The 19968-nt window shown below is 39.4% G+C and carries 22 protein-coding genes, 1 tRNA gene and 1 pseudogene; 11 read left to right on the forward strand and 13 right to left on the reverse strand.

What is annotated here, in order from left to right; genetic code table 11:
* The first annotated feature begins 156 nt into the window (after positions 1-156).
* The 4 genes from AQ505_RS08135 to AQ505_RS08155 all read left to right on the forward strand — a co-directional run bounded on the left by AQ505_RS08135 (position 157) and on the right by AQ505_RS08155 (position 2991).
* Positions 157-1122: a hypothetical protein gene (locus tag AQ505_RS08135; protein WP_062547721.1), complete on the forward strand. Its 966-nt coding sequence runs from the start codon at positions 157-159 to the stop codon at positions 1120-1122.
* Positions 1123-1220: 98 nt separating this feature from the next.
* Positions 1221-2216 carry a hypothetical protein gene (locus AQ505_RS08140; RefSeq protein WP_062547722.1) on the forward strand — a complete coding sequence of 332 codons (996 nt, stop codon included), beginning with the start codon at positions 1221-1223 and terminating at the stop codon, positions 2214-2216.
* A gap of 57 nt (positions 2217-2273) precedes the next feature.
* Positions 2274-2576: a hypothetical protein gene (locus AQ505_RS08145; protein ID WP_062547723.1), complete on the forward strand. Its 303-nt coding sequence runs from the start codon at positions 2274-2276 to the stop codon at positions 2574-2576.
* A gap of 256 nt (positions 2577-2832) precedes the next feature.
* Entirely contained in the window at positions 2833-2991 is a 159-nt protein-coding gene (locus AQ505_RS08155) for a helix-turn-helix domain-containing protein (protein ID WP_197286332.1), read from the forward strand.
* A gap of 161 nt (positions 2992-3152) precedes the next feature.
* On the opposite strand, the pseudogene AQ505_RS08160 reads toward AQ505_RS08155, so the two are convergent.
* From AQ505_RS08160 to istA (AQ505_RS08185), 6 genes and pseudogenes are all read right to left on the reverse strand, one after another.
* A pseudogene (locus tag AQ505_RS08160) lies at positions 3153-3470 on the reverse strand (ATP-binding protein); the annotation flags it as partial.
* Positions 3471-3531: 61 nt separating this feature from the next.
* Positions 3532-4305, reverse strand: coding sequence for an IS21-like element helper ATPase IstB (istB, locus tag AQ505_RS08165; RefSeq protein WP_062547726.1), 774 nt, complete (start codon positions 4303-4305; stop codon positions 3532-3534).
* A 2-nt stretch (positions 4306-4307) separates the two neighbouring features.
* Positions 4308-4511 carry a hypothetical protein gene (locus AQ505_RS08170; RefSeq protein ID WP_062547727.1) on the reverse strand — a complete coding sequence of 68 codons (204 nt, stop codon included), beginning with the start codon at positions 4509-4511 and terminating at the stop codon, positions 4308-4310.
* 20 nt (positions 4512-4531) lie between these two features.
* Positions 4532-5833: an IS21 family transposase gene (gene istA / locus AQ505_RS08175; RefSeq protein WP_062547728.1), complete on the reverse strand. Its 1302-nt coding sequence runs from the start codon at positions 5831-5833 to the stop codon at positions 4532-4534.
* Positions 5834-5909: 76 nt separating this feature from the next.
* Positions 5910-6404 carry an ATP-binding protein gene (locus AQ505_RS08180; RefSeq protein ID WP_231635045.1) on the reverse strand — a complete coding sequence of 165 codons (495 nt, stop codon included), beginning with the start codon at positions 6402-6404 and terminating at the stop codon, positions 5910-5912.
* Positions 6405-6425: 21 nt separating this feature from the next.
* The gene (gene istA, locus AQ505_RS08185) at positions 6426-7979 is read right to left on the reverse strand and encodes an IS21 family transposase (protein ID WP_062547729.1); all 1554 of its coding nucleotides are present in this window, start codon (positions 7977-7979) and stop codon (positions 6426-6428) included.
* A gap of 203 nt (positions 7980-8182) precedes the next feature.
* On the opposite strand from istA (AQ505_RS08185), the gene istA (AQ505_RS08190) reads away from it, so the two are divergent.
* Both istA (AQ505_RS08190) and istB (AQ505_RS08195) read left to right on the forward strand, forming a co-directional pair.
* A complete protein-coding gene (istA, locus tag AQ505_RS08190) occupies positions 8183-9355 on the forward strand; it encodes an IS21 family transposase (RefSeq protein ID WP_335338002.1) in 1173 nt (390 codons plus the stop codon).
* Positions 9356-9378: 23 nt separating this feature from the next.
* Positions 9379-10125: an IS21-like element helper ATPase IstB gene (gene istB, locus AQ505_RS08195; RefSeq protein ID WP_062547731.1), complete on the forward strand. Its 747-nt coding sequence runs from the start codon at positions 9379-9381 to the stop codon at positions 10123-10125.
* 99 nt (positions 10126-10224) lie between these two features.
* Here istB (AQ505_RS08195) and AQ505_RS08200 read toward each other — a convergent pair whose 3' ends face one another.
* Positions 10225-10734: a hypothetical protein gene (locus tag AQ505_RS08200; RefSeq protein WP_062547732.1), complete on the reverse strand. Its 510-nt coding sequence runs from the start codon at positions 10732-10734 to the stop codon at positions 10225-10227.
* Between the two features lie 399 nt (positions 10735-11133).
* Here AQ505_RS08200 and AQ505_RS08205 point away from each other — a divergent pair, with 399 nt between their 5' ends.
* Complete coding sequence (locus tag AQ505_RS08205) at positions 11134-11499, forward strand: hypothetical protein (RefSeq protein WP_062547733.1); 366 nt, start codon at positions 11134-11136, stop codon at positions 11497-11499.
* 17 nt (positions 11500-11516) lie between these two features.
* Complete coding sequence (locus AQ505_RS08210; RefSeq protein WP_062547734.1) at positions 11517-11861, forward strand: hypothetical protein; 345 nt, start codon at positions 11517-11519, stop codon at positions 11859-11861.
* Positions 11862-12104: 243 nt separating this feature from the next.
* On the opposite strand, the gene AQ505_RS08215 is transcribed toward AQ505_RS08210, so the two are convergent.
* Together AQ505_RS08215 and AQ505_RS08220 are read right to left on the reverse strand one after the other, a co-directional pair.
* Positions 12105-13322 carry a site-specific integrase gene (locus AQ505_RS08215; protein ID WP_062547735.1) on the reverse strand — a complete coding sequence of 406 codons (1218 nt, stop codon included), beginning with the start codon at positions 13320-13322 and terminating at the stop codon, positions 12105-12107.
* Positions 13323-13573: 251 nt separating this feature from the next.
* A tRNA-Ser gene (locus AQ505_RS08220) sits at positions 13574-13660 on the reverse strand.
* A 455-nt stretch (positions 13661-14115) separates the two neighbouring features.
* Here AQ505_RS08220 and AQ505_RS08225 point away from each other — a divergent pair.
* Both AQ505_RS08225 and AQ505_RS08230 read left to right on the forward strand, forming a co-directional pair.
* Entirely contained in the window at positions 14116-14511 is a 396-nt protein-coding gene (locus tag AQ505_RS08225; protein WP_231635046.1) for a VOC family protein, read from the forward strand.
* A 95-nt stretch (positions 14512-14606) separates the two neighbouring features.
* Positions 14607-14984, forward strand: a complete 378-nt coding sequence (locus AQ505_RS08230; RefSeq protein ID WP_062547736.1) for a DoxX family protein — start codon at positions 14607-14609, stop codon at positions 14982-14984.
* Positions 14985-15086: 102 nt separating this feature from the next.
* Here AQ505_RS08230 and AQ505_RS08235 read toward each other — a convergent pair whose 3' ends face one another.
* The 4 genes from AQ505_RS08235 to AQ505_RS08250 form a co-directional block, all read right to left on the reverse strand.
* On the reverse strand, positions 15087-15332 hold the full coding sequence (locus AQ505_RS08235) for a hypothetical protein (protein ID WP_062547737.1): 246 nt from the start codon (positions 15330-15332) through the stop codon (positions 15087-15089).
* Between the two features lie 189 nt (positions 15333-15521).
* Entirely contained in the window at positions 15522-16355 is an 834-nt protein-coding gene (locus AQ505_RS08240) for a DUF6266 family protein (protein WP_062547738.1), read from the reverse strand.
* 463 nt (positions 16356-16818) lie between these two features.
* Positions 16819-17001 carry a hypothetical protein gene (locus AQ505_RS08245; protein WP_062547739.1) on the reverse strand — a complete coding sequence of 61 codons (183 nt, stop codon included), beginning with the start codon at positions 16999-17001 and terminating at the stop codon, positions 16819-16821.
* Positions 17002-17108: 107 nt separating this feature from the next.
* A complete protein-coding gene (locus AQ505_RS08250) occupies positions 17109-17480 on the reverse strand; it encodes a DUF1622 domain-containing protein (protein WP_062547740.1) in 372 nt (123 codons plus the stop codon).
* A gap of 388 nt (positions 17481-17868) precedes the next feature.
* Between AQ505_RS08250 and AQ505_RS08255 the strand changes: the two genes are divergently transcribed.
* Positions 17869-19962 (forward strand): glycoside hydrolase family 2 protein, encoded by a 2094-nt coding sequence (locus tag AQ505_RS08255; RefSeq protein WP_062547741.1) that lies wholly within the window; start codon positions 17869-17871, stop codon positions 19960-19962.
* Positions 19963-19968 lie beyond the last annotated feature (6 nt).

Below are 19968 nucleotides of genomic sequence, written 5' to 3' on the forward strand. Positions count from 1 at the left end.
TTAATTGGATTCAGGTTTTCGAGATGTTTCGCAGAGCATCTCGAACTACTAGTTTCCGTGGATTCGTAATGAGGCGAGTTCCATAACGGTTGTTATCTTGATAACCGTATTTCAACATTAGAGTAGTTCAATTATAATACTGGTTAAAATTAATTAATGAAGGAGTATTTTGGTAATAATGTAACCTGTATTTATCTCGATCAGTTTGCTGCAAGCAATTTATTCGATAACCCTCCAAATGATCTGTGGCTTAAAATCAGTCGGCTATTACTTAATAAACACCAGGATGGCAAAGTGATTTGTCCATTACCATTTGAACATTTACTTGAAACGGCAAATAAAATAAAGGAGAATGCTCTTCTAACTGATTCTCAATTTCACCGTCTATCTAATGGGTGGGCATTTTTACCAGAGGCCAATGCTGCGGCGAACTACATTACTTGTACCATACGCAAACTCCCAATTACGAAAACTACATTTTTCGGGCAATTACGTTATAGTAATACATTGGCTCAAAAGGGGGCGTATGATGGTTTCAGAGCTAAACATCAGCTTTTAGCTAGCCAAGTTTCAGAAATTGCTGCTGGGCAAAATGATCTTAGGAAAGTTTTAGCACAAAAGCGTTTTCCAAGGTCTGTTATGGAGCCAATGTTTCAAGCCTGTAAATTGATGCAGGTTCAGCCATTCTTGGACCGATTAGTAGAACTAATTAATAAAGGGCAGATCATTAGTCAAGGAGTTGATTTCGAGGGCAGTTCGGTTATTGTCTGGACTGATTTGTTGTTACAATTGCTTTTATGGGAGCATAAATTAGATTATAGTGAAGGGCATCAGTTACGGGATTTGATTTATCAAAGTGGCTTTGACTTGATTCCACCTCTGGACATTCGTGTAAGCCTTACAGCAAACCTAGCGATCGAACATAAAAAGGAAACCATTAATGACCAGATTGACATCATGCGGTTATCAGCTGGATTACCCGCATCTGATCTTTTATTCACGGACAAACAACGTAAATTCGAATTATTGCAAACTGGTCTAGCGGCTAAATATCAGACTGAGATTTTCAATGGCACAAATTCAAATCTTGAGCTTTTTTACGAACGTCTTCATCAACTGTAATTCCATTTTTAAAACTTCTGATACTCATTTAAAAACTCGTAGTTTATTACAAAAAATAATTATTTTTTGTAAAGACCAATTTTAAAACATTTTTCATTATGGAATTCAAGACCCGTACACTCTACCAACTCGCGACATTGATATGCGGAGATATCAAAGAGAATAAAATATCACATTTTGTCTATCGAAGTAGTTTTTATCTTACTGAGTTTTTCGGGGATGCTGAGACTGATTTTGTACATGATGGCAGTACTAGGCCAAAATGGGTTTCTGAAACACTCACTGAAATATTAAAAGAACCAAGTACGACCAATGATATGCCTTCGGATACATTTTGCAGAGTAATCCAAGTGCTTATGGACAAGGCTGATGCACATAATGAGGACAAAAACAGATTAAATGCTTTGGAGGAACTAAATACAGTACTTTCCAGAGATAATTTTGAAGCTTTTTATGCTGATGACAACATATGTTACCTTAAGCATATTCCTTCACAAAAAGTTTTGAAGCCTTCAGCAAATCCACATCGTCCATTTACAAACTCAGAAATAAAACGGAGAGAAGCGCTTGTTAATTATTTAGGGCAATGTTCAGAGGACGAACTCATTGAAGAGATTTTGTTGCCACTTTTCAGACAACTGGGGTATTATAGAATTTCAATTGCTGGACATAAGGATAAATCACTTGAATATGGCAAGGATATTTGGATGAAATTTATGTTGCCTACTCAGCATTGGTTATATTTTGGCGTACAGGTGAAAAAGGGAAAACTAGATGCTTCTGGAATGACAAAAGGCAGTAATGCAAATGTAGCCGAAATACATAACCAAGCTTTGATGATGTTGGCACACGAAATTTTTGATCCAGAAATAGGGAAGAATGTACTAGTGGATCATGCCTTTATTGTTGCCGGAGGAGAGATTACCAAGGCAGCAAAGAACTGGTTGGCTAATGTTTTGGATAAGTCGAAACGTAGTCAGATTTTATTTATGGAAAGGGACGATATTATAAATCAGTTTATAGTTAACAATTTACCGTTACCGAATTCAGCTTTACCTATCGAAATTAGCATTGATGATGATTTGCCGTTTTAATTTTTCTAACGGTATATAATTAAAATTTGTAATTTCGGAATTATTAAAATTTAAATCATGAAATACGATCTAAACGATTTTATTGTAAAATATCAGGATGTAGATTTCATTACCCTGATAGTGCAAATTTCGAAAGAAGTTCAACAATTGGATGCGAGTTATAAAAGATTGAATCGGAATGATGATGATAATGGATTAACTTACTATAGGGAATATGTTGGTGATTTTTTATTCTATTTGAATACAGGAGTTGTTCCAGCGGGCATTCAGATAAATGGATTGCGGGAATTTCTCCCAATCATTGAAAATCTCGTCCATAAAGGTCAATTCAAACCAGAAGTTCTAAATTTGTTTAAATAGAATTTAGTTATGATTAATGCTTTATGTGGATAAACCACACCAAAATGGCCCCTCTTCGCCACTCAAAAATGATTCCCTCTGCCAGAGCAAACTGATCCCTTTCCGCCAAATGAAAGTGCCCCCCTTTCGCCACAGCAAAGTGACCCCTTGAAAAGAATTTAAAGTATTGTACTGACGGGTTTCCCTGGACGGGGTTTTTGTTTAGCTTTTTGATGAACAAAAACCTGCGATTGCCATGTCCAATAACCCGATCAAAATGAATAAATTACGACAGATTATCCGTCTTTATTGCCAGGGAACCGGCACCAAGACGATCCATGGAATGGTTGGTACTTCCCGTACCACCGTCAAGAAGTATGTGCATGTATGGCACAGACTGGGTATTACCCATGATGAGTTCAATGAAAAGCGATAATGAACTATCCGTTCTTTTTACCACTCCAGCCGCTAAAACTATCAATAGTCCACGCATGCAGGAACTGGAGCTATTACTGGGTATTTCGGAGTGATGGTGCCAGTGATTTCGGTCAAACCGTGCCACTTAAAAGATCATACAATTATATAAAAAAGCTGGGATTATTCCTTTTTCAATATTCCTTTTCTCATGGATTCACCTTTCAGGTCAATGCGGTGAGAGGAGTTTACAATCCGATCCAAGATGGCGTCTGCAATAGTTCCTTCACCACCAATGATTTCGTACCAGGCCGATACCGGTATTTGGGAGGAGATTATAGTTGATCTTTTACCGTGCCGATCGTCTATAATATCCATCAGCGTTTCCCTGTCCTGATTATCGAAAGCTTGCAAGCCAAAGTCATCCAGTATTAGCAGATCCATTCTAGTTAGTTTTTCCAGCTCCTTGAGGTAGGTTCCGTCAACTTTTGTAAATAGCAAATTTACTTTCATCAATTTTTAGCAAAAGTAATCCGCCACTTTTGGACAAAAAATATACGTATTAGACTGATTTGATTTCTTGTGTTTTCTCTGGGAATATAGTTTTTCTATTTTCCATTCTGTAACTGGTTCCCTTTAGTTTTACTACCTCACATCTATATAGCAGCCTGTCTAATAATGCGGTTGCCAATACCTCATCTTCCAGGGTTTCAGCCCACTGTTTTGGAGATTTGTTTGTGGTTATAATAATTGAAGCCTGCTCATGTAAATGATTGATCATATTGAAGAATGCTACGGCCTGTGCTTTATTGATTGGAAAAAGCATAATATCATCTATCGCCAATACATGCGCTTTTAAAAGACGGTTATATGCATTCATCGCTGACACAGTAATATCCTTCAACTTAAGAATGTTCGTTAACTCTTCCATACTCAGGAAGTATGCTCTATATCCGCCGATCAGTGCATCATGGATTAAACCTGCTGCTAGATATGTTTTTCCGGTTCCACTAGGGCCCATCAATATGAGATTATAATTCTGCTCAAGCCACAACAATTCCCTCAACTGAGAAAGCTCTGCTTTTAGTATTCCATTTGAGACATTGAAGTCATAAACATCCAAATCATTGTGTTTGGGAAGTTTAGCTAGGCGGATTCTTCTTTCTAGATCTGCCGATTTACGATAGTTTACCTCGGTAGCCAGTATTCCCATGATAAAGTCCATATAGGAAGGTTTATCAATTTGTGCCTGATGGATGATCTCTTCAGGGGCTTTCTTGAGATTCGTTAGCCGCAGTATTTCTGCATGCGCCTTAATTTGTTTGATTTGTTCCATTGCTATTTAAGTATAGATTCGTAGTAGTTGATGTTACTGGTTTCAGGATTCATGCCCTGTTGCAAATGGTCAGGATCCATTCGAAGTGCCATATGAAGATAACCGGGCTCAAGGGGATCTAGTTTCTTTTGAAGGGTGATCACCTGTACAAACTCATAGGCATTGTAGATCTTATTTTCCAGACAAATATCAAGGGTGGCAACCATGGATTGCGCTGAAGCATTTTTCAGGCTTTTATATATAACTTCAAACTGTCATGATAATAACGGGGTGTGTCCTGCTTTAAAAGAGATAGATAGATGGCCGCATTACTATGATTTAAAAGTGCCATAACCTCTGCTGTGGTCTGTTCCACTTTTATAGCGCATGGTCTTCTGTGACTTTCTAAACGTACAAGGCAGCCTTTCTGCTGTGATATCATATGCTGGGCCAGCACTTGATTGGTATTACTATAAATACACATACTGCTTCCTTTAATTTCCAGAAGGACTTTGGTGCCCTGTCCAGTATAGGTCCCTGATGGAAGGCTATAATAGTTGCCCCTATAAGTGATACAGTTGTCTTTGCGAACAAAATACTCTGGTAGCATGGCCCTGGGCAAAGCTGGAGCAGTAGTATTTTGCTGCAGATATTGTTGTTCCAGGATCCATTCTTTGTGAGGAATTTTACCAGTACTACCATGTACTTTTCCATTACCACGCCGTTTCAACCATTCCAGAGCATCCTTTTGCAAAACCGGAATTGATTTATATAACCTGCCCCGCAAAAAGTTATGCTTCACATATTTGACCACGTTCTCTATTTTTCCCTTAGACTCAGGATCAGCCTTACGACAAAAGACCGGTTCAAAGGGATTGCTATCACAAAAGCTGCGAAATCCATCGGTCAGCAGAATATCGCCAAGATTTTCTTCCACGATAAAAACACGATCCTGATCATACAGGATCTTCTTTGGGATACCGCCAAAATACTCAAAGGCTAATTCATGTGCATAGATTGCAGTTGTGGTAGTAAAAGCATGACTCTGAAAGTAAACAAACTTCTGACGGGAGCGGCTCAGCACTATGGCAAAGAAATGTACTTTCATCTGATAACTCGTCTCGGTACGAAGAAATGCCTGACCAAAGTCTACCTGAGCCTCATCACCATATGGCGTCTCGGGAAGCTTTTCATAATCACGGGCATCCTTATCCTTGTATTTTGCCAATCCATGTTCCTGACGGATATTCTTCACAAAATTATAAATTGTCTTACTATGCACCGCTGGAAGATCTCTATAGCGATCCATAAGACGATCTTCGATCTGTGCAGAAGAAAGGTAGGGCTGTAACTCAAGAGTCTCTTTTACAAAGTGATAATACACCGACAGCTTCTTGGGTAGATTTCTTGGGCGGGAAATCCAGTCATGAAAACCCCTTTCTGACAGTGATCGATACTTACGGACTGTCCCGCGATCCAAACCCGTTTCAACATGAATCTGACTTATATTTAAGCCTGATTCAAATAATTCTTTAACTTTATACCACATAAAAACTCTGTTTTTATTAAGAGGCCGACATTGATTTTGTTTCACACCAAAAGATGCGGCCTTTTTTCATTTTTAGCTAATCCACTGGTGGATTACTTTTGCGAAAAATTGATGGTACAAAGTTGCTACTTACAACTTTGCTCAATTTCAGCTTTTTGATCAGTCTGGCAGTTACTGTATAGAGTGTTTTTACTCCAGTAAGACATCCCTGATGCCCAAGAGCCTGTGATAGATAGCTTTTGCCTGTGCCGGAAGCACCACATATAATGATGTTTTCCTTTCTCATTGTAAAGTCCAGTGTACCAAGTCGTGCGAACATGTTCTTGTCCAGATTTCTTTCACTGGAATAGTTTATATCGGCAAGACTGGCGTTCTGCCTAAAGTTTGCCAGTTTCAGTAACCGATCAATTTTGTTGTTCTCGCGGTCTTCCCACTGATGGTCGGTCAGTAGTGCCAGGTATTCGTCGCATGTGATGCCTTCGAACCTGTTTTCCTTTACATACTGTTGGTGTAATTGAGCCATCGCCCCAAGGCGCATGTTACGTAGTTTTTCAACTGTCTGATTATTCATTGTTGTGATTTTTGATTGTCTTTATTGGTAAGCGGAAGCACCGCGTATGTTGCTGTGAAGAGGGATATGTGGTTTTATGGATTCGGGCTGTTCATCAATAGCGGGCAGTCTGTCCATATTATTTTTCAGGATGTTCTTTACACGCAGATAAGAGCAACTATCTGTAGCCAGAGCCCTTTTACAGGCATTATTGAGCCGCTCAGAGCCATAGGAACGGTTCAGATGAATAATGCCCAAAGAGCGCTTATAGCTTATTTCCGGGTAATCCTGCGAGGCCAGTACCTTTTCTATGCATGCCAAAACATATTCACCATGCGGCAATGCTTTTTTCCTGAAGAACTCAGGGCTCCAATCCGAGTAGATCTTATGTGTGCTGCTCAGATGATCTGTGATGGTGATATAGCTGCCCTTGTTCAGGTTGCGCTGATGCAGCGCAATCCTTTCATGGTTATAATAGATCTCAACACGGCTCCTGGTATAATGGATCATGGTCTCCTTGCCGATATACCGGTATGGAACACTATAGTAACACTTATCGGGAGAAAAATATGCGTAGCCCATCTTCTGCACCTTGGCCCTTTTATAGTCTTTCATTTCATAGGTACTGGACGGTAGCTCTTTGAGATACTGACGTTCAATACTCTGGAAGAGTTCAATACGGCTAGATTCTTTTCGTTTGAACAAAAGCTTGTTGTAACACTCCAATAAGACAGCAATTTCCCTGTTAAGATCTTCCAGAGAAAAGAAGGTCATTTCCCGTAAAGGATAATAAATACGCTGGTAGACCAAATGCACCGCATTCTCAACCAGTGCCTTGTCCTGGGGAGCGTAACTGCGGGTGGGGTTGATGACACAATTATAATGGCGGGCAAAGTCTTTAAAGCTACGGTTGATATCGGCTTCGTATTTACTCGATCTGTTAACTGCGGACTTTAGGTTATCCGATACAATCGCTTTAGGCGATCCGCCATAGAAACGTAAGGCATCAGCACAACACGACAGCATGTCCTCGCGTTTCTGACTCATACATGCCTGAACGTAAGTGTACTGGCTGCAGGGAAGTATGGCTACAAATACTTCCACGGGAACAATCTCTCCGGTCTGCTTATCGATGATCTGCAGCTTTTTACCGGCAAAGTCTATGAACATTTCTTCGCCAGCAAAGTGCTGAAGTTTCATTGACCCTTTTTCTTTAGGGTACTTGCGGCGGAAATGCTCAAGGAACTGTGTGTAACTATAAGGTTCTGCCGCCAGCTCAACATATTGCTGATAATGATACAAAAAGGTAAAACCCGGATGGTTCCGGGCCTTGTTTACACCCTCAAAATAAAGCATGAGCTCATTATGGCGAATGGTGTCCAGGGTCGTATGTGATGAGAACAGTTCGGATAAAGCAACTGTATCAAACCCCAGAAGCTCCTGACATGAATAGTCGCTACCAGCAAACAGTTGCATATAGGTATTGACAGTGTTACGGGAAATACCGAGAACAGAACCTATTTTACGGTTACTGTAACCCTCCAGATGTAATGTGAGTATTTGTTTTAAGTCCATCGGATCAAGTTTGTTGGCCATATCGCTGTATTTAAAAGCGATAAGGTAATTCTTTCTTGATCTTTTTAAAGTGGCACAATTCGAACCGTAAAACGGATAGATGGATAAAAACTAAACCACTAAAGTGGCATCATTTAAACCGTAATCGCTGGCACTAACAGACCGAAATAGCTGGCACTATTCGAACCGTAATATCCAACGCCCGTTCCCGTTTCAATAATGCCATACATACCTACCTTCAGCTTTCCAAGCCGGTAATGCACATTGATCATAAGTCTGGTGACAAGATGTATATCGACTTTGCAGGAAGTAAACTACAGTTTCATCCGGCAGATGGGCACCAATGTGATGCAGAAATCTTTGTAGCCATTTTGGGTTGCAGCCAACTTACGTACGTGGAAGCCGTAGAAAGCCAGCGCAAAGAAGATCTGATCAAGGCCTGTGAGAATGCACTTCATTATTTCGGGGGCGTGCCGGCAGCCATAGTTCCTGACAACCTGCGTTCAGCGGTGACTAAAGGGAGCAAGTATGAGGCTGTGCTTAATGACGAATTTGCTGCCTTTGCTGAACATTATGCGGTTACGGTTATTCCGGCACGTGTTTATAAGCCACGAGATAAGGCTTTAGTTGAAGGAGCGGTTAAGTTGATCTACCGAAGTATCTATCAGCGATTAGAAGGTCGCAGGTTCAATGACCTGGAATCATTGAATGCAGCCATACGCTCTGCACTGGAGATCCATAATAACAAACCTTTTTCAGGGCGTAGTTATTCCCGTTCTGAGCAGTTTGAGGAGATTGAGCGGGAAGCACTGAGGGTACTCAATCCTATCCGTTACGAAGTACACAAGCAAGTAATGGTAACAGTGATGAAGAACGGATATATTCGTCTGGGTGAAGATATTCACTATTACAGTGTGCCATATACCTACATCGGGAAGAAAGTAAAAGTACTCTATACTTCAGCGATAGTCCAGATCTATTATCACTATACTCAAATTGCAACCCATAAACGCGATAGAGCCAGGTATCATTACACAACGAACAAAGATCATCTGGCCTCGCAGCATCGTTTTCTAACCGAATGGACACCAGAAAAGTTTATTCAGGAAGCCGAACAGATCCATGAAGATGTGGCCCGCTACATATCTCAGGTCCTGGAAAATAAATCCTATCCTGAACAAGCTTACAAATCATGTTCAGGTATATTGAGCTTTGCCAGACGCGTTGGACCTGAGCGTTTGGCTAATGCCTGCCGCTGGGCCGACAATCTTAGTCAGTACAATTATCCCGTTATTGAAGAGATACTGAGAAAACAACTGGACCAATTGCAGCCTGAAGGCGAACAAGTAGCTATTCCTTCGCATAAAAACATAAGAGGCAAAGAATATTACCAATAACAACCCCTAAACCATAAAAGACAATGAATAATGAAACATTAGACAAAATGCGTCAGCTCCGTCTGTACGGGATGTATGATGCCTTTAAAACCAATTTGGAGACTTCAGTGAAAGACGCTCTTACTGCGGATCAATTTGTTTCGCTACTGGTGGCCAGTGAATGGGATGACCGGCGAAACCGATCTGTCGAAAGGGCAATCAGGACCGCTATTTTCCGTTATAAAGCTTCGTTAGAGCAGGTGGACTACTCTTTTGACCGTGGCCTGGATAAGAACGAGGTCCACAGGCTAGCAGGGCTCGACTTTACCAAGGAACGCAAAGATCTGTTCATCACCGGTTCCACTGGAACCGGTAAAAGCTATCTGGCAACGGCTCTCGGGTACCACGCCTGCCAGAGTGGTTACAAAGTGATGTATGTCAATACGGCTAAACTTATGGGCCAGTTAAAACTTGCTAAAGCAAAAGGGACCATGCTTGCAGAACTCAAACGGATAGAGCGTTTAGATATGCTAATCCTGGATGACTTTGGCTTACAGCCATTTGACCCTCAGTCCAGGCTCGCTCTTCTTGATATCATTGAAGATCGGCACCAAAAAAGGTCCACAGTGATCACATCGCAGATTCCGGTGAAAGAATGGTATGACATTATCGGCGAAAAAACAATCGCTGATGCAGTTCTTGATCGTATCGTTCATCACTCATTAAGGATCGAATTGTTTGGAGAATCACTAAGGAGAAAAAAATCTAAAACGGAAAATGTATTTTTGTAAAAACAATAGTTGTTAATCAGGACAAAAAACATCCGTCTAGGAAGCTCGTTTGTACAACAACTTTTAGTTCTTTTCATACCTCAACTCTGAGGGGACAGTTTACTGTGGCGAATGGGGGTCAGTTTCATTGGTATATCCATCCGGTTTATAGAAATAAGAATATGGCGCTTTTAGCCCAACGTTCATTCCCCATCTGTCGTTGATGATGTTAAGGTATTTGCTTTTACCAGTTTTGGGATGAAAGAAATCCGGCCAGTAAAACTCTTTAAAATCACATTCTCCGCTATGGTTCATTAAATCCTGTAAGGCGTAATAAGCATAACGGCTGAGATAACTTTCGCTGGTGTCTACACTACAGCCGACCAGTAGTTCAGTTGGTTTGACCTGTAGATACACCATTTCTTCTTTCTCCTCCCCAAGCGTAATCCCAATAGTGAGGATCTCGCTCTGAAAGGAGATTTTCCTTTGTTTGATATACAGAAATGGCTTTCTGGTTCTCCTAAATGCAGAGTGCCTGTTTAAAGTTTCCAGACTGAGTATTACAGTCCCTTTTTCCAGCGGAAGATGAAAAAAGTCGATGCCATGAGGCAGTAATTGTTGCGTTTCCATATGATCTCATTTTAATTGATTTAACTTTTAAAATGAGTCTTGGTTGCTGGAGATTGATACATTTGGGATCTGCCAACCGTGGCAATTAAAGTTTCTGAGGCCTTATGTTAACACGGAATTACAGCAGATCCCAAATCTATCTCGATACACAAATATAGCATATCTACACATAGATTATGGGTTAGTCTGCTGTCTTGCGTTAACGGCCTCAGAATGCTTGCCGCAAGACTCTTTGTAATACAAAATATTTGTTTCTCTTATCTATTTGTTATTCATGTAGATAGTTGTTTAGTTAAATGTAAGAATTATAATTATAACCTCCAAATATTTATGGTTAAACCATTTTATTATGGAGGTTTAAGATGGTTGATTATCCATATCGTTTAAGAAAATTTGTAAATGAATAATTCAATCGGCGAATACCTTAGGTTAAAGTTAAGGAGTAGGAACATTTCAAATAAAGAAGCAGGGGCTTCAATTGGTCTATCTGAGTCAGCCTTTGAAAAAGTTTTAATGCAGGATGATATTTATGCTTCGAGACTAGTTAAGTTATCTGAGCTTCTAAAAGAGAACCTTTTAGAATATTACTATAAAATCGAGCCGATCAAATCACTGATTCTAGTGGAAAAGAATGAGCATAAATCCGCTTTACGCAATCTTAGCGATAAGATTGAATTGCAAAAGCAGGTGATTGATAGCAAGGAAGAGTTATTGATGACGCAACGTAAATATATTCTGGAATTGGAGACTCGTCTTAAAAAATAAAACTTGTTACTGGTAAAATGAAAGAAAAAGAAGAAAACTGTTTACGGGTAGCCGAATTTAAATTGTGGTTGGAATTTGAAGAAGTTGACCCTGGTTCATGGGACATAGAAAATGATTTTGCAAATATTCATGTTGACACTGCCGATGGTAGACATTACGGAATAAATGTTTGGACTTTTAAGTTTTTTGAGACTTCAATAGCCCATGTCATAAATGAAAAAAGTAACTTAAATGGCCGTTATGTTATTCCTCCTGATTTATTTGTTAGAGAGTTGACAAGGGAGTGCATTCATGAGACTATAAGCGACCTGCTTAAGATAGGTGATCTAGATAAAGTTTTAAATCCAAGTGTTTTAAGTTAGAAGGAAAATAGCAGATGAAACAGACTTGGTCGAATTTGATTAAGTTTATGTGGAATCAGCGGGTTGGATTTATCTATGTTAAAAGGTGACAATAATAATTAAGCTTTACTGGGGATTCAGTAGAGGATGTAATAATCCAGAAAATAAGAAAAGCGGAAATGATCCTCCGATCATTCCCGCTTTAAATTAACGCTCTCGTATATAAAGACGCTTATAGCCCATTTATATTGTGTGGTCGCTAAATTAATTCATCAAAACCTTCTTTAATAAGGCCATATCTTTTCCAATTTTTATATCCAGCGTTTTTGCATAATGTTGTGTGGTTTGGATATTCGTATGTCCCAGCATTTTCGAAACGCTTTCAATTGGAACGCCATTAAGTAGAGTTACTGTAGTCGCGAAAGTATGTCTGGCAATGTGAAAAGTTATCGGTTTATTGATGCCACAGAAATCAGCGATCTCTTTCAAATAGCTGTTTGTTTTTTGATTGCTCAAGACTGGAAGGGCTACCCTCATATTTAAACACACTTTATTTTTAGCATAACGATTGAGTATTTCTCCTGCCGTAGGTAGTAAGGGAATGCGGGAAGGAACATTCGTTTTCTGCCTTTTTATGGAGATCCAGTTTTCACCGTCTACCCCAATTACAATATTACTGCTGTTTAACTGCTTTACATCAATGTAGGAGAGTCCGGTGTAACAACAGAATAGAAATACATCTTTGACCTGTTCCAGTCGCTCAGTAGCCATTTTCTTATTGGTAATGGCCAGTAATTCTTCTTCGGTTAAATGCACGCGATCTAACTTTTTAATGGTGTGTTTGTAGTTTAGCAGGGGATTGGCGGTAAGGTGACCATTGGATAACGCAATACGAATGATTTTTCCGAAGTTCTTTAAATACTTTACCGCAGAATTATTTGCGCATTTACGGACTGAGCGCAGATAATAATCATACTCGGCTATAAATTCATGATTCACCATGGCAAGCTCAGCATCATCAATTTTATACTTCCAGTTCAGGAACTCAATGGTGTGCTTTAAAGAGGTACGGTATCTTTCCATTGTTCCTTTACTAAATTCAGTGCCTACCAAAGACTCCATCTTTTTGTTATGCTCCTTGAATACTTCTAACAAAGTAGGGCGGTCTTTATCTTTCCCAAGAAATCTATCACGTAGAATATGAGCAGTGATCTTTTGGTTTTCTTTGGTGAGTTGGGAATGTGCTTCGTGGATCTTGACCTGTAAATCGTCTAGATAGAAGTTGAATGACTTAACCGATTCTTTGTAGCCTTTGGCTCTTCCTAACCTTGGATTCCATTGTAGTGGATCAATGGATCTACCAGTAGTTACCTCAGACCTTGTTCCGTCAATAGTGATTCTTAGATAGATAGGGGAAATCGCGCCAATTTGATAGTTTTTCTGTTTCTTCATGTAGAAGAGTAGGCTGAAATTAGTTTTCATAATGTTGCACATTAAAAAGTTAAACAAATTTAGCTTTGCTACTACTGCTAGTCAAGATGTTGAAATTTTCAACCTGTTCATTATCAATGAAATAAGGTCTATTCGGTGAGTACCTAAAAATACCTTCAACTACTCACCGAATGACTCACCAATTATATGAGAATTGATGCTTTATTTGGCTTTGGTTTTAAATGAAAAAACCTGCAAATCGTATGATTTGCAGGTTTTTTCGAAATCTAGTCACCTAGTTGCGGAGAGTGGGGGATTCGAACCCGCGGACCCTTTGACAAGTCAACAGTTTTCAAGACTGCCGCAATCGACCACTCTGCCAACTCTCCGGCGCAAAAGTACAAATCTTAACTGGTTTTCCAAATTTAGATTGAAATATTTTTAACTTTTTTCAAAAACGTTGATTTAATGTATGTAAAGACCTATTCTAGGTACATTTTTATTTTTTCAACCCAAATTAAGAATAAGATTTCTACCTGTTTTAACAGGCTAACCTTTCTATTTTGATCGTATTTCCTTCAATTCCTACTAAAAAATTCAGCAAACCACCTAGGAAAACGAGGTGATTACCTGTCTTATTTGCCCCCTCATTATGTCGTTTTTGCACTACTACAAATTCTATTTTCCGATATAACTTTGAATTAGTAAATTTAACTTAATCCCTAATGCTATGATAAACAAGCTAATTAATCAAAGGATTACTGCAAACTTATGGTTTGACAGAAACGTGTAAGAAGCGATCAATTTCTACACCTCAATATTTAAGAACTCAAGCATCGAAGGAATGACTCAGTATACAAAAGAAGGGTTTGAAGTACATCAAATGCCGGAAGGTATTGTGATGAACATCGTATTTGAACTTGATGGGCAAGAGTTTCTAGCTTTAAACGGAGGCCCTATGTTCAAATTCAATGAAGCCGTTTCATTTGCGGTCAACTGTTCCGATCAAGATGAAATCGACTATTACTGGGATAAACTTGCGGCAGGTGGAGATCCGAAGGCGCAAGTCTGCGGTTGGTTAAAAGATCAATTTGGACTTTCCTGGCAAATTGTACCAACGATTTTGTCAGAACTGCTCAAAGACACAGATCAAAAGAAAACCAGCAGGGTAATGGCGGCAATGATGCAAATGAAAAAGATCGATCTCAGTTTGCTGGAAAAAGCTTTTGCTCAGCCATAAAAGCTTTCGCCAACTCATGAAAACAATAGAAAATTCATGAAACAATAGAAAAACAGTCAATCTAATTATAAACCAAAAAACACAATTTTAAACCAATGAAAAGGAACAAAATAATCTTCTGGACGGCCACCATTCTTATCTTTTTATTTGAAGGAGTAATGCCAGCATTCACGTCTCAAACTGAAATGGCAAAAGAGGGTATCCGACACCTGGGCTATCCCGAATATTTCGGCATTGCACTCACTGTTTTTAAAGTACTGGGCGCAATTATTTTGATTGTCCCTAAAGCACCAAAGCGGATTAAGGAATGGGCTTATGCAGGTTTTGGTTTTGATTTTATTTTCGCCTCAATCAGTCACTGGGCAGTGGATGGCTTCGGAATGGAAGCGATATTCCCTTGGATCGTTTTTGCGGTTCTGGCGGTATCTTACGTATATTATCATAAACTTTCCGATGCAAATGCGATAAGATAAAATACAGCGGCTAAAAACCTCTTTAATGAACAATGCCCAGCTGATGCTGGGCATTGTCTTATGTTTTAAGAAGTATTGTGCCTTATTAAAAATGCTGCAATATTATTTCTTATTGTTCTCCAAATAAGTCTCCAAAATGCTTTTTAGATAAAGCTCAGGTTTAGGCATGATGATCACTGTACCAGGCTCTTTATCTTGAGAATGCTTGATGTAATTCGCTTTGATCTTTCCCCATTCTTTCGAATAAAGCTGGATAAAAGTATCTACAAATTGTTTATCAGTATAATCTTTTGGAAGCTTACTTAATATAACTTCAATTTTCTCTTCTTTTCTATGTAATACTGCCATGGTAATTTCTTGATATTTTCTCTGGCAAAGCTATGAAACAAATCCGAGTTAAGGCTTATGATTCTTCAGGATAAGTGTGGCATTAATTATTTTTAGGATAAAATGGTTTTATTTAGATATAATATGGCCATATCGGATTAAATTTGAACCCAGATCAATGTCATTGATAAAAAAAGGCGACTTTTAGGGCTAGCCAGGTTTTCCTGGTAGGTGTTCCAGTTTGTTTTTGAGTACCTTATATTCTTTTTCCAGGTATTTAAAGGCCTTCGTATCCTGCGGCATGCCATAGTTTTCTTTCAATTGACTTAAATAACTGCTGGCCACCTGATCAAACCTTGTTTTTACCTGCTGATATTGCTGTTTTGCTTTCTTTTCTTCCGCATTTTCAGAGATACCATTTAAATTACCCAGGTAAACACTGTCGGACACCATTGCTCCATCCGCTGAAATAAATGAAATGTAAGGCTCAATTTGCTGAGTTAATTCTTTGTCAGATAGTGGGATAAAACATTTTCCTTCAGATCTTCTGGCAATGTTCAGATACTGTCGGCCTCTTTCTATTTCCGGAAAGCAAATCATCATCATCACACTGTCGTTACCAGCTAATTCCTCCTCCTGTTGGGGATCCCAGCTGATTTCCAAACCATTTTCCACTTTCATGATTTTTAAATCTTTAGTTTCAGGCATGGCACCCTGACTCGGCATCACTTTACTGTAATCCACTTGAATATTAGGGTATTCACCCTTTAAAGCCTGTTTTTTATGGTAGGACGTAGCTAGATTATGGGCATTATGAACGGTACCTCTAGCCTGTAAACCGTAACCAAGTTTTATGAAACTACCCATGGTGCTGAGCAATTTGGTAGTCAGGGCCATTGCCTGATAGTTGGCCAGTTGAAGGGTGCTTGGTTTTCCTTTTTTACCGATTAGACGTACTACCGGCTGCCCATTGAGCATATAAAAAACAAGGTTGCCGACTTTTCCATTTAAGTGGCCCTGAGGGCCGTTTGAAGCGATTGCCATAGTAGAGAGGGTAAGGGTTTGGTAATGAGAGAACTATTGTGTGGTGTGATTAAGTTGAAGGTAAGTATAATGTTCGGGTATTACCGTAATGAAGTTTTTATTTTAATAAGCCTCAAAACCTATTTGTAAAGTAGTCCTGCCTCCTTTGATAGGGCTATAGGTACTATTAGGCCCTATCAACCTCCAAGTAATATGCTTATAAAATCCTGACAAATAAGGCTTCAATACGGACGAAGTACGGACATGCCGATTCCGTTCCTGAGCGGTAGCTTAGGAAGGATAGGGAAGACGGGCGCAGTTATCCTAAAAATATTATCAGTTTAAGGAAGGGGGAAGCCAATTATAGCAAGAAATGCGAGTTGTAAAAAGAAGATCAGAAAATGTTTCGAAAGAACTGGCCGGAATCTGGAATGGAATACAAATGCTAAAAATGGAAGGTACTTAAATCAATAGCCTAGCTTTACTATTTGTTAGGTTTTGTTCCTGGTTTTTCAGGATGTAAAAACTTATCTGTTTCAGCTCTCAATTCGTCTAACCGATGATTGACAAGCTCGGTCTTTTTTTTAAGCTCAGCAGTATGCGCTGCTAGATTTTTGGTGATTTCTGCACTGCTTTGTGCAGCATCTTTTTTGTTTGATTGATCCATGACGATTGGAATTAATACTTAAATATACTAGAAAAAATAATCCTTGATATTAAAAGCAGATTAAATTTTTCTACTTAAACCAATTAGGAGTGTGGTCGTTTTTCTTCTTACATCTCTCTTTTTTTTAGAGGTAGTTTTTCATGTTTACTGTCCGTCTTTAAGTCGTCGATTTCTTTGTTTAGAAAATAAGATAAACCCGTTCTAATCACTACAGTGCCCGCTAAGATCCCTAAATCCTGAAAGGAGGGATTAACGATGGTGTCTATAATGTCTGAGGCAATTAGAAACTCTAAACCTAACAGCAAATAATAGCCGACCTCAATTTTAATCTGAACTGTTCTTTGTAAGGAGAAGCCTTTACCCAATCGATTTAACTCATTCTTTATAAAATGATAGAGTCCGATTGCTGCACCGTAACAGATAATACCAATACTGATATAACTGATGATATGAGAGGTATAGATCAGTATATCATGCATAGCTGATTACAATGTATTTGAAAACGTAATGAATTAACCCCCTGTTTATTACAGGAAGTTACGAAACTTATATCAATTTTTTAAATCCTTTTTAATTTCTTTCCTGAACTTGTAATCCTGTGGCGATATGCCCATGATTTTGATGAAAATTCTGAAAAAATATTCTGGATCATTATGGCCTCAACCACATTTAACCGCACAGAATAATGATGGATTTTGTCCTTTAATACTTGCTTTCGCATTCTCAACAGAACGCACTGTGATCGTTGTTTTTACACAATATTGAAGCTTTTGACGCATAAAGGTGAACCATAAGATTGTCCATTACCCATAGATTGTTGTTTTTAACACAGACATTCTTTAGCTAACTTGCGTTAAACCACAACAAATGAATACCTTGAATTTTAATCATAAACTTACTGCAGCGTTTGTTTTCCTCCTATGGATACAAGTGGGGCAGGCGCAGGGGCAGTCCCGACAGTCCCCATTTCCCGAAAACATGATCCAAAATACCATTCAAAACAGCACTAAAAATAGCCGTTCAAATGGGTTGAAAAAGGTGGGAATAGGCGGACAGTCTATCATTTCTCTGAACGGAAATTGGGAATTCAAACAAGGGAATAAACGAAGCGACATTGCTGTTCCCGGTGAATGGGCCATGCAGGGATTTGAGGTCAGTGCCGGAGAAATTGTCACCTATATTAAAAAGATAAATATACCTGCAGATTGGCAAGGGAAGCGTGTTAAAATCCGTTTTGATGGCCTGAGTTCGCACGCTGTACTGCGCATCAATCAGCAGAAAATAGCTGAACATGAAGGGAGTTTTGTTCCTTTTGAAGCAGACCTCAGCAACCAGTTAAAGCCAGGTGAAAATATACTGGAAGTTGAAGTTTCAGCTTTGACAATCAGTGATATTTTAGCTTGTACCTCCCAATATGCCGCGCATACTGTTGGCGGTATCCTGCGCAACGTAACCTTGTTAGCCCTTCCCGAAATGAATATTGCTGACCTTAGAATTGAGACAGATTTCGACCCGAAATATAAAAATGCGCTGCTCAAAATCAATGCGAAAGTAGTAAATGAAGCCGCTGCTCCTTTAGATGGAATTTTTTCTCTTCGTTATACTTTAGCTGATCAGAAAGGAAAAACTGTTTTGCAAAAAAAAATCACATTAAATGCCCTGGCTCCAGGAAAAGACCTGATTTCTAAACAAGAGTTTAAGGTGCTGCAGCCCCAGCATTGGAATTCTGATATCCCTTACTTATATCGTTTACATACAGAACTGCTGCAGGATGGAAAAACTATTCAGAAAAATCAGCAGCGTGTTGGTTTTCGGGAAATTGCCATCCGTGGAAATGAACTGCTCGTCAATGGTAAGGCTGTGAAATTGCGGGGCGTAAACCGGCATAGCGTACATCCGCTAACCGGAAGAAGTATCTCTAAAGATTTAGAATATCAGGATGCCAAACTGTTCATGGAAGCCAACTGTAATTTTATCAGAACTTCTCATTATCCACCTTCAGAAGAGTTCCTGGAAGCCTGCGATGAATTAGGTCTTTTTGTTGAAAATGAATCTTCTTTAACTTGGATCAATCACCATGCTTCGCCGATTTGGAAAACCTGGGATTATAAAGATGAAAAGTTTTTGTCAGTGATGATGAATGCGAATCTGGAGAAAATGCAGGCTGCCATCAACCATCCTTCAGTCATTATCTGGTCGCTGGGCAATGAATCCAACTGGAGTCCTTTATGGCAAAAAGTGCAGGATGCAGTAAAAGTATTTGACCCAAGCAGACCTACTGCTTTCCACGACCAATGTTGGGGAGGGTTTAACAATCTAGGAAGCAAGGCTGATATTGCCAACTATCACTACCCCGCGGCGAATGGGCCTGCCGCAACAGATACCATGAGCCGGCCTACTTTGTTTGGCGAGTATGCCCATCTGAGTACTTATAACCGCAGAGAGTTATTGACAGACCCAGGTGTTCGAACGGCTTATCAATTGCCGCTGGTCAGTATGTACGATTCTGTTTATCAGCATAAAGGTAACCTTGGAGCTGCCATTTGGAGTGGAATAGATGATACTTTTCATCTTCCTGATGGAAGGATTGTAGGCTATGGACCATGGGGGGCATTAGATGGCTGGAGAAGACCGAAACCTGAATATTGGGGAATGAGAAAAGCCTATGCACCCATCCAGGTTAAAAATCCAGAATCCCCGAAAATAAAGAACGGTAATTTGATATTATCAATTGAAAATCGCTACGATTTTATCAGCTTAAATCAGGTGGAAATCGAAGCCTTGGTAGATGGGAAACGGGTGCAAGTAAACGGAGACCTAGCACCACGCAGTCAGGGGGAAATTAAAATTCCTGTTCAGAAAAACACTAAAGAGGTTTATATTTCATTTACAGCGCCAAGAGGTTTTGTACTCAACGAAGAGCGGATTTTAATAGAAAAAAACAAGTTCCGAATTCTTTAACAAGTT

The organism is Pedobacter sp. PACM 27299, assembly GCF_001412655.1.
In the GTDB taxonomy this organism is placed as follows: domain Bacteria; phylum Bacteroidota; class Bacteroidia; order Sphingobacteriales; family Sphingobacteriaceae; genus Pedobacter.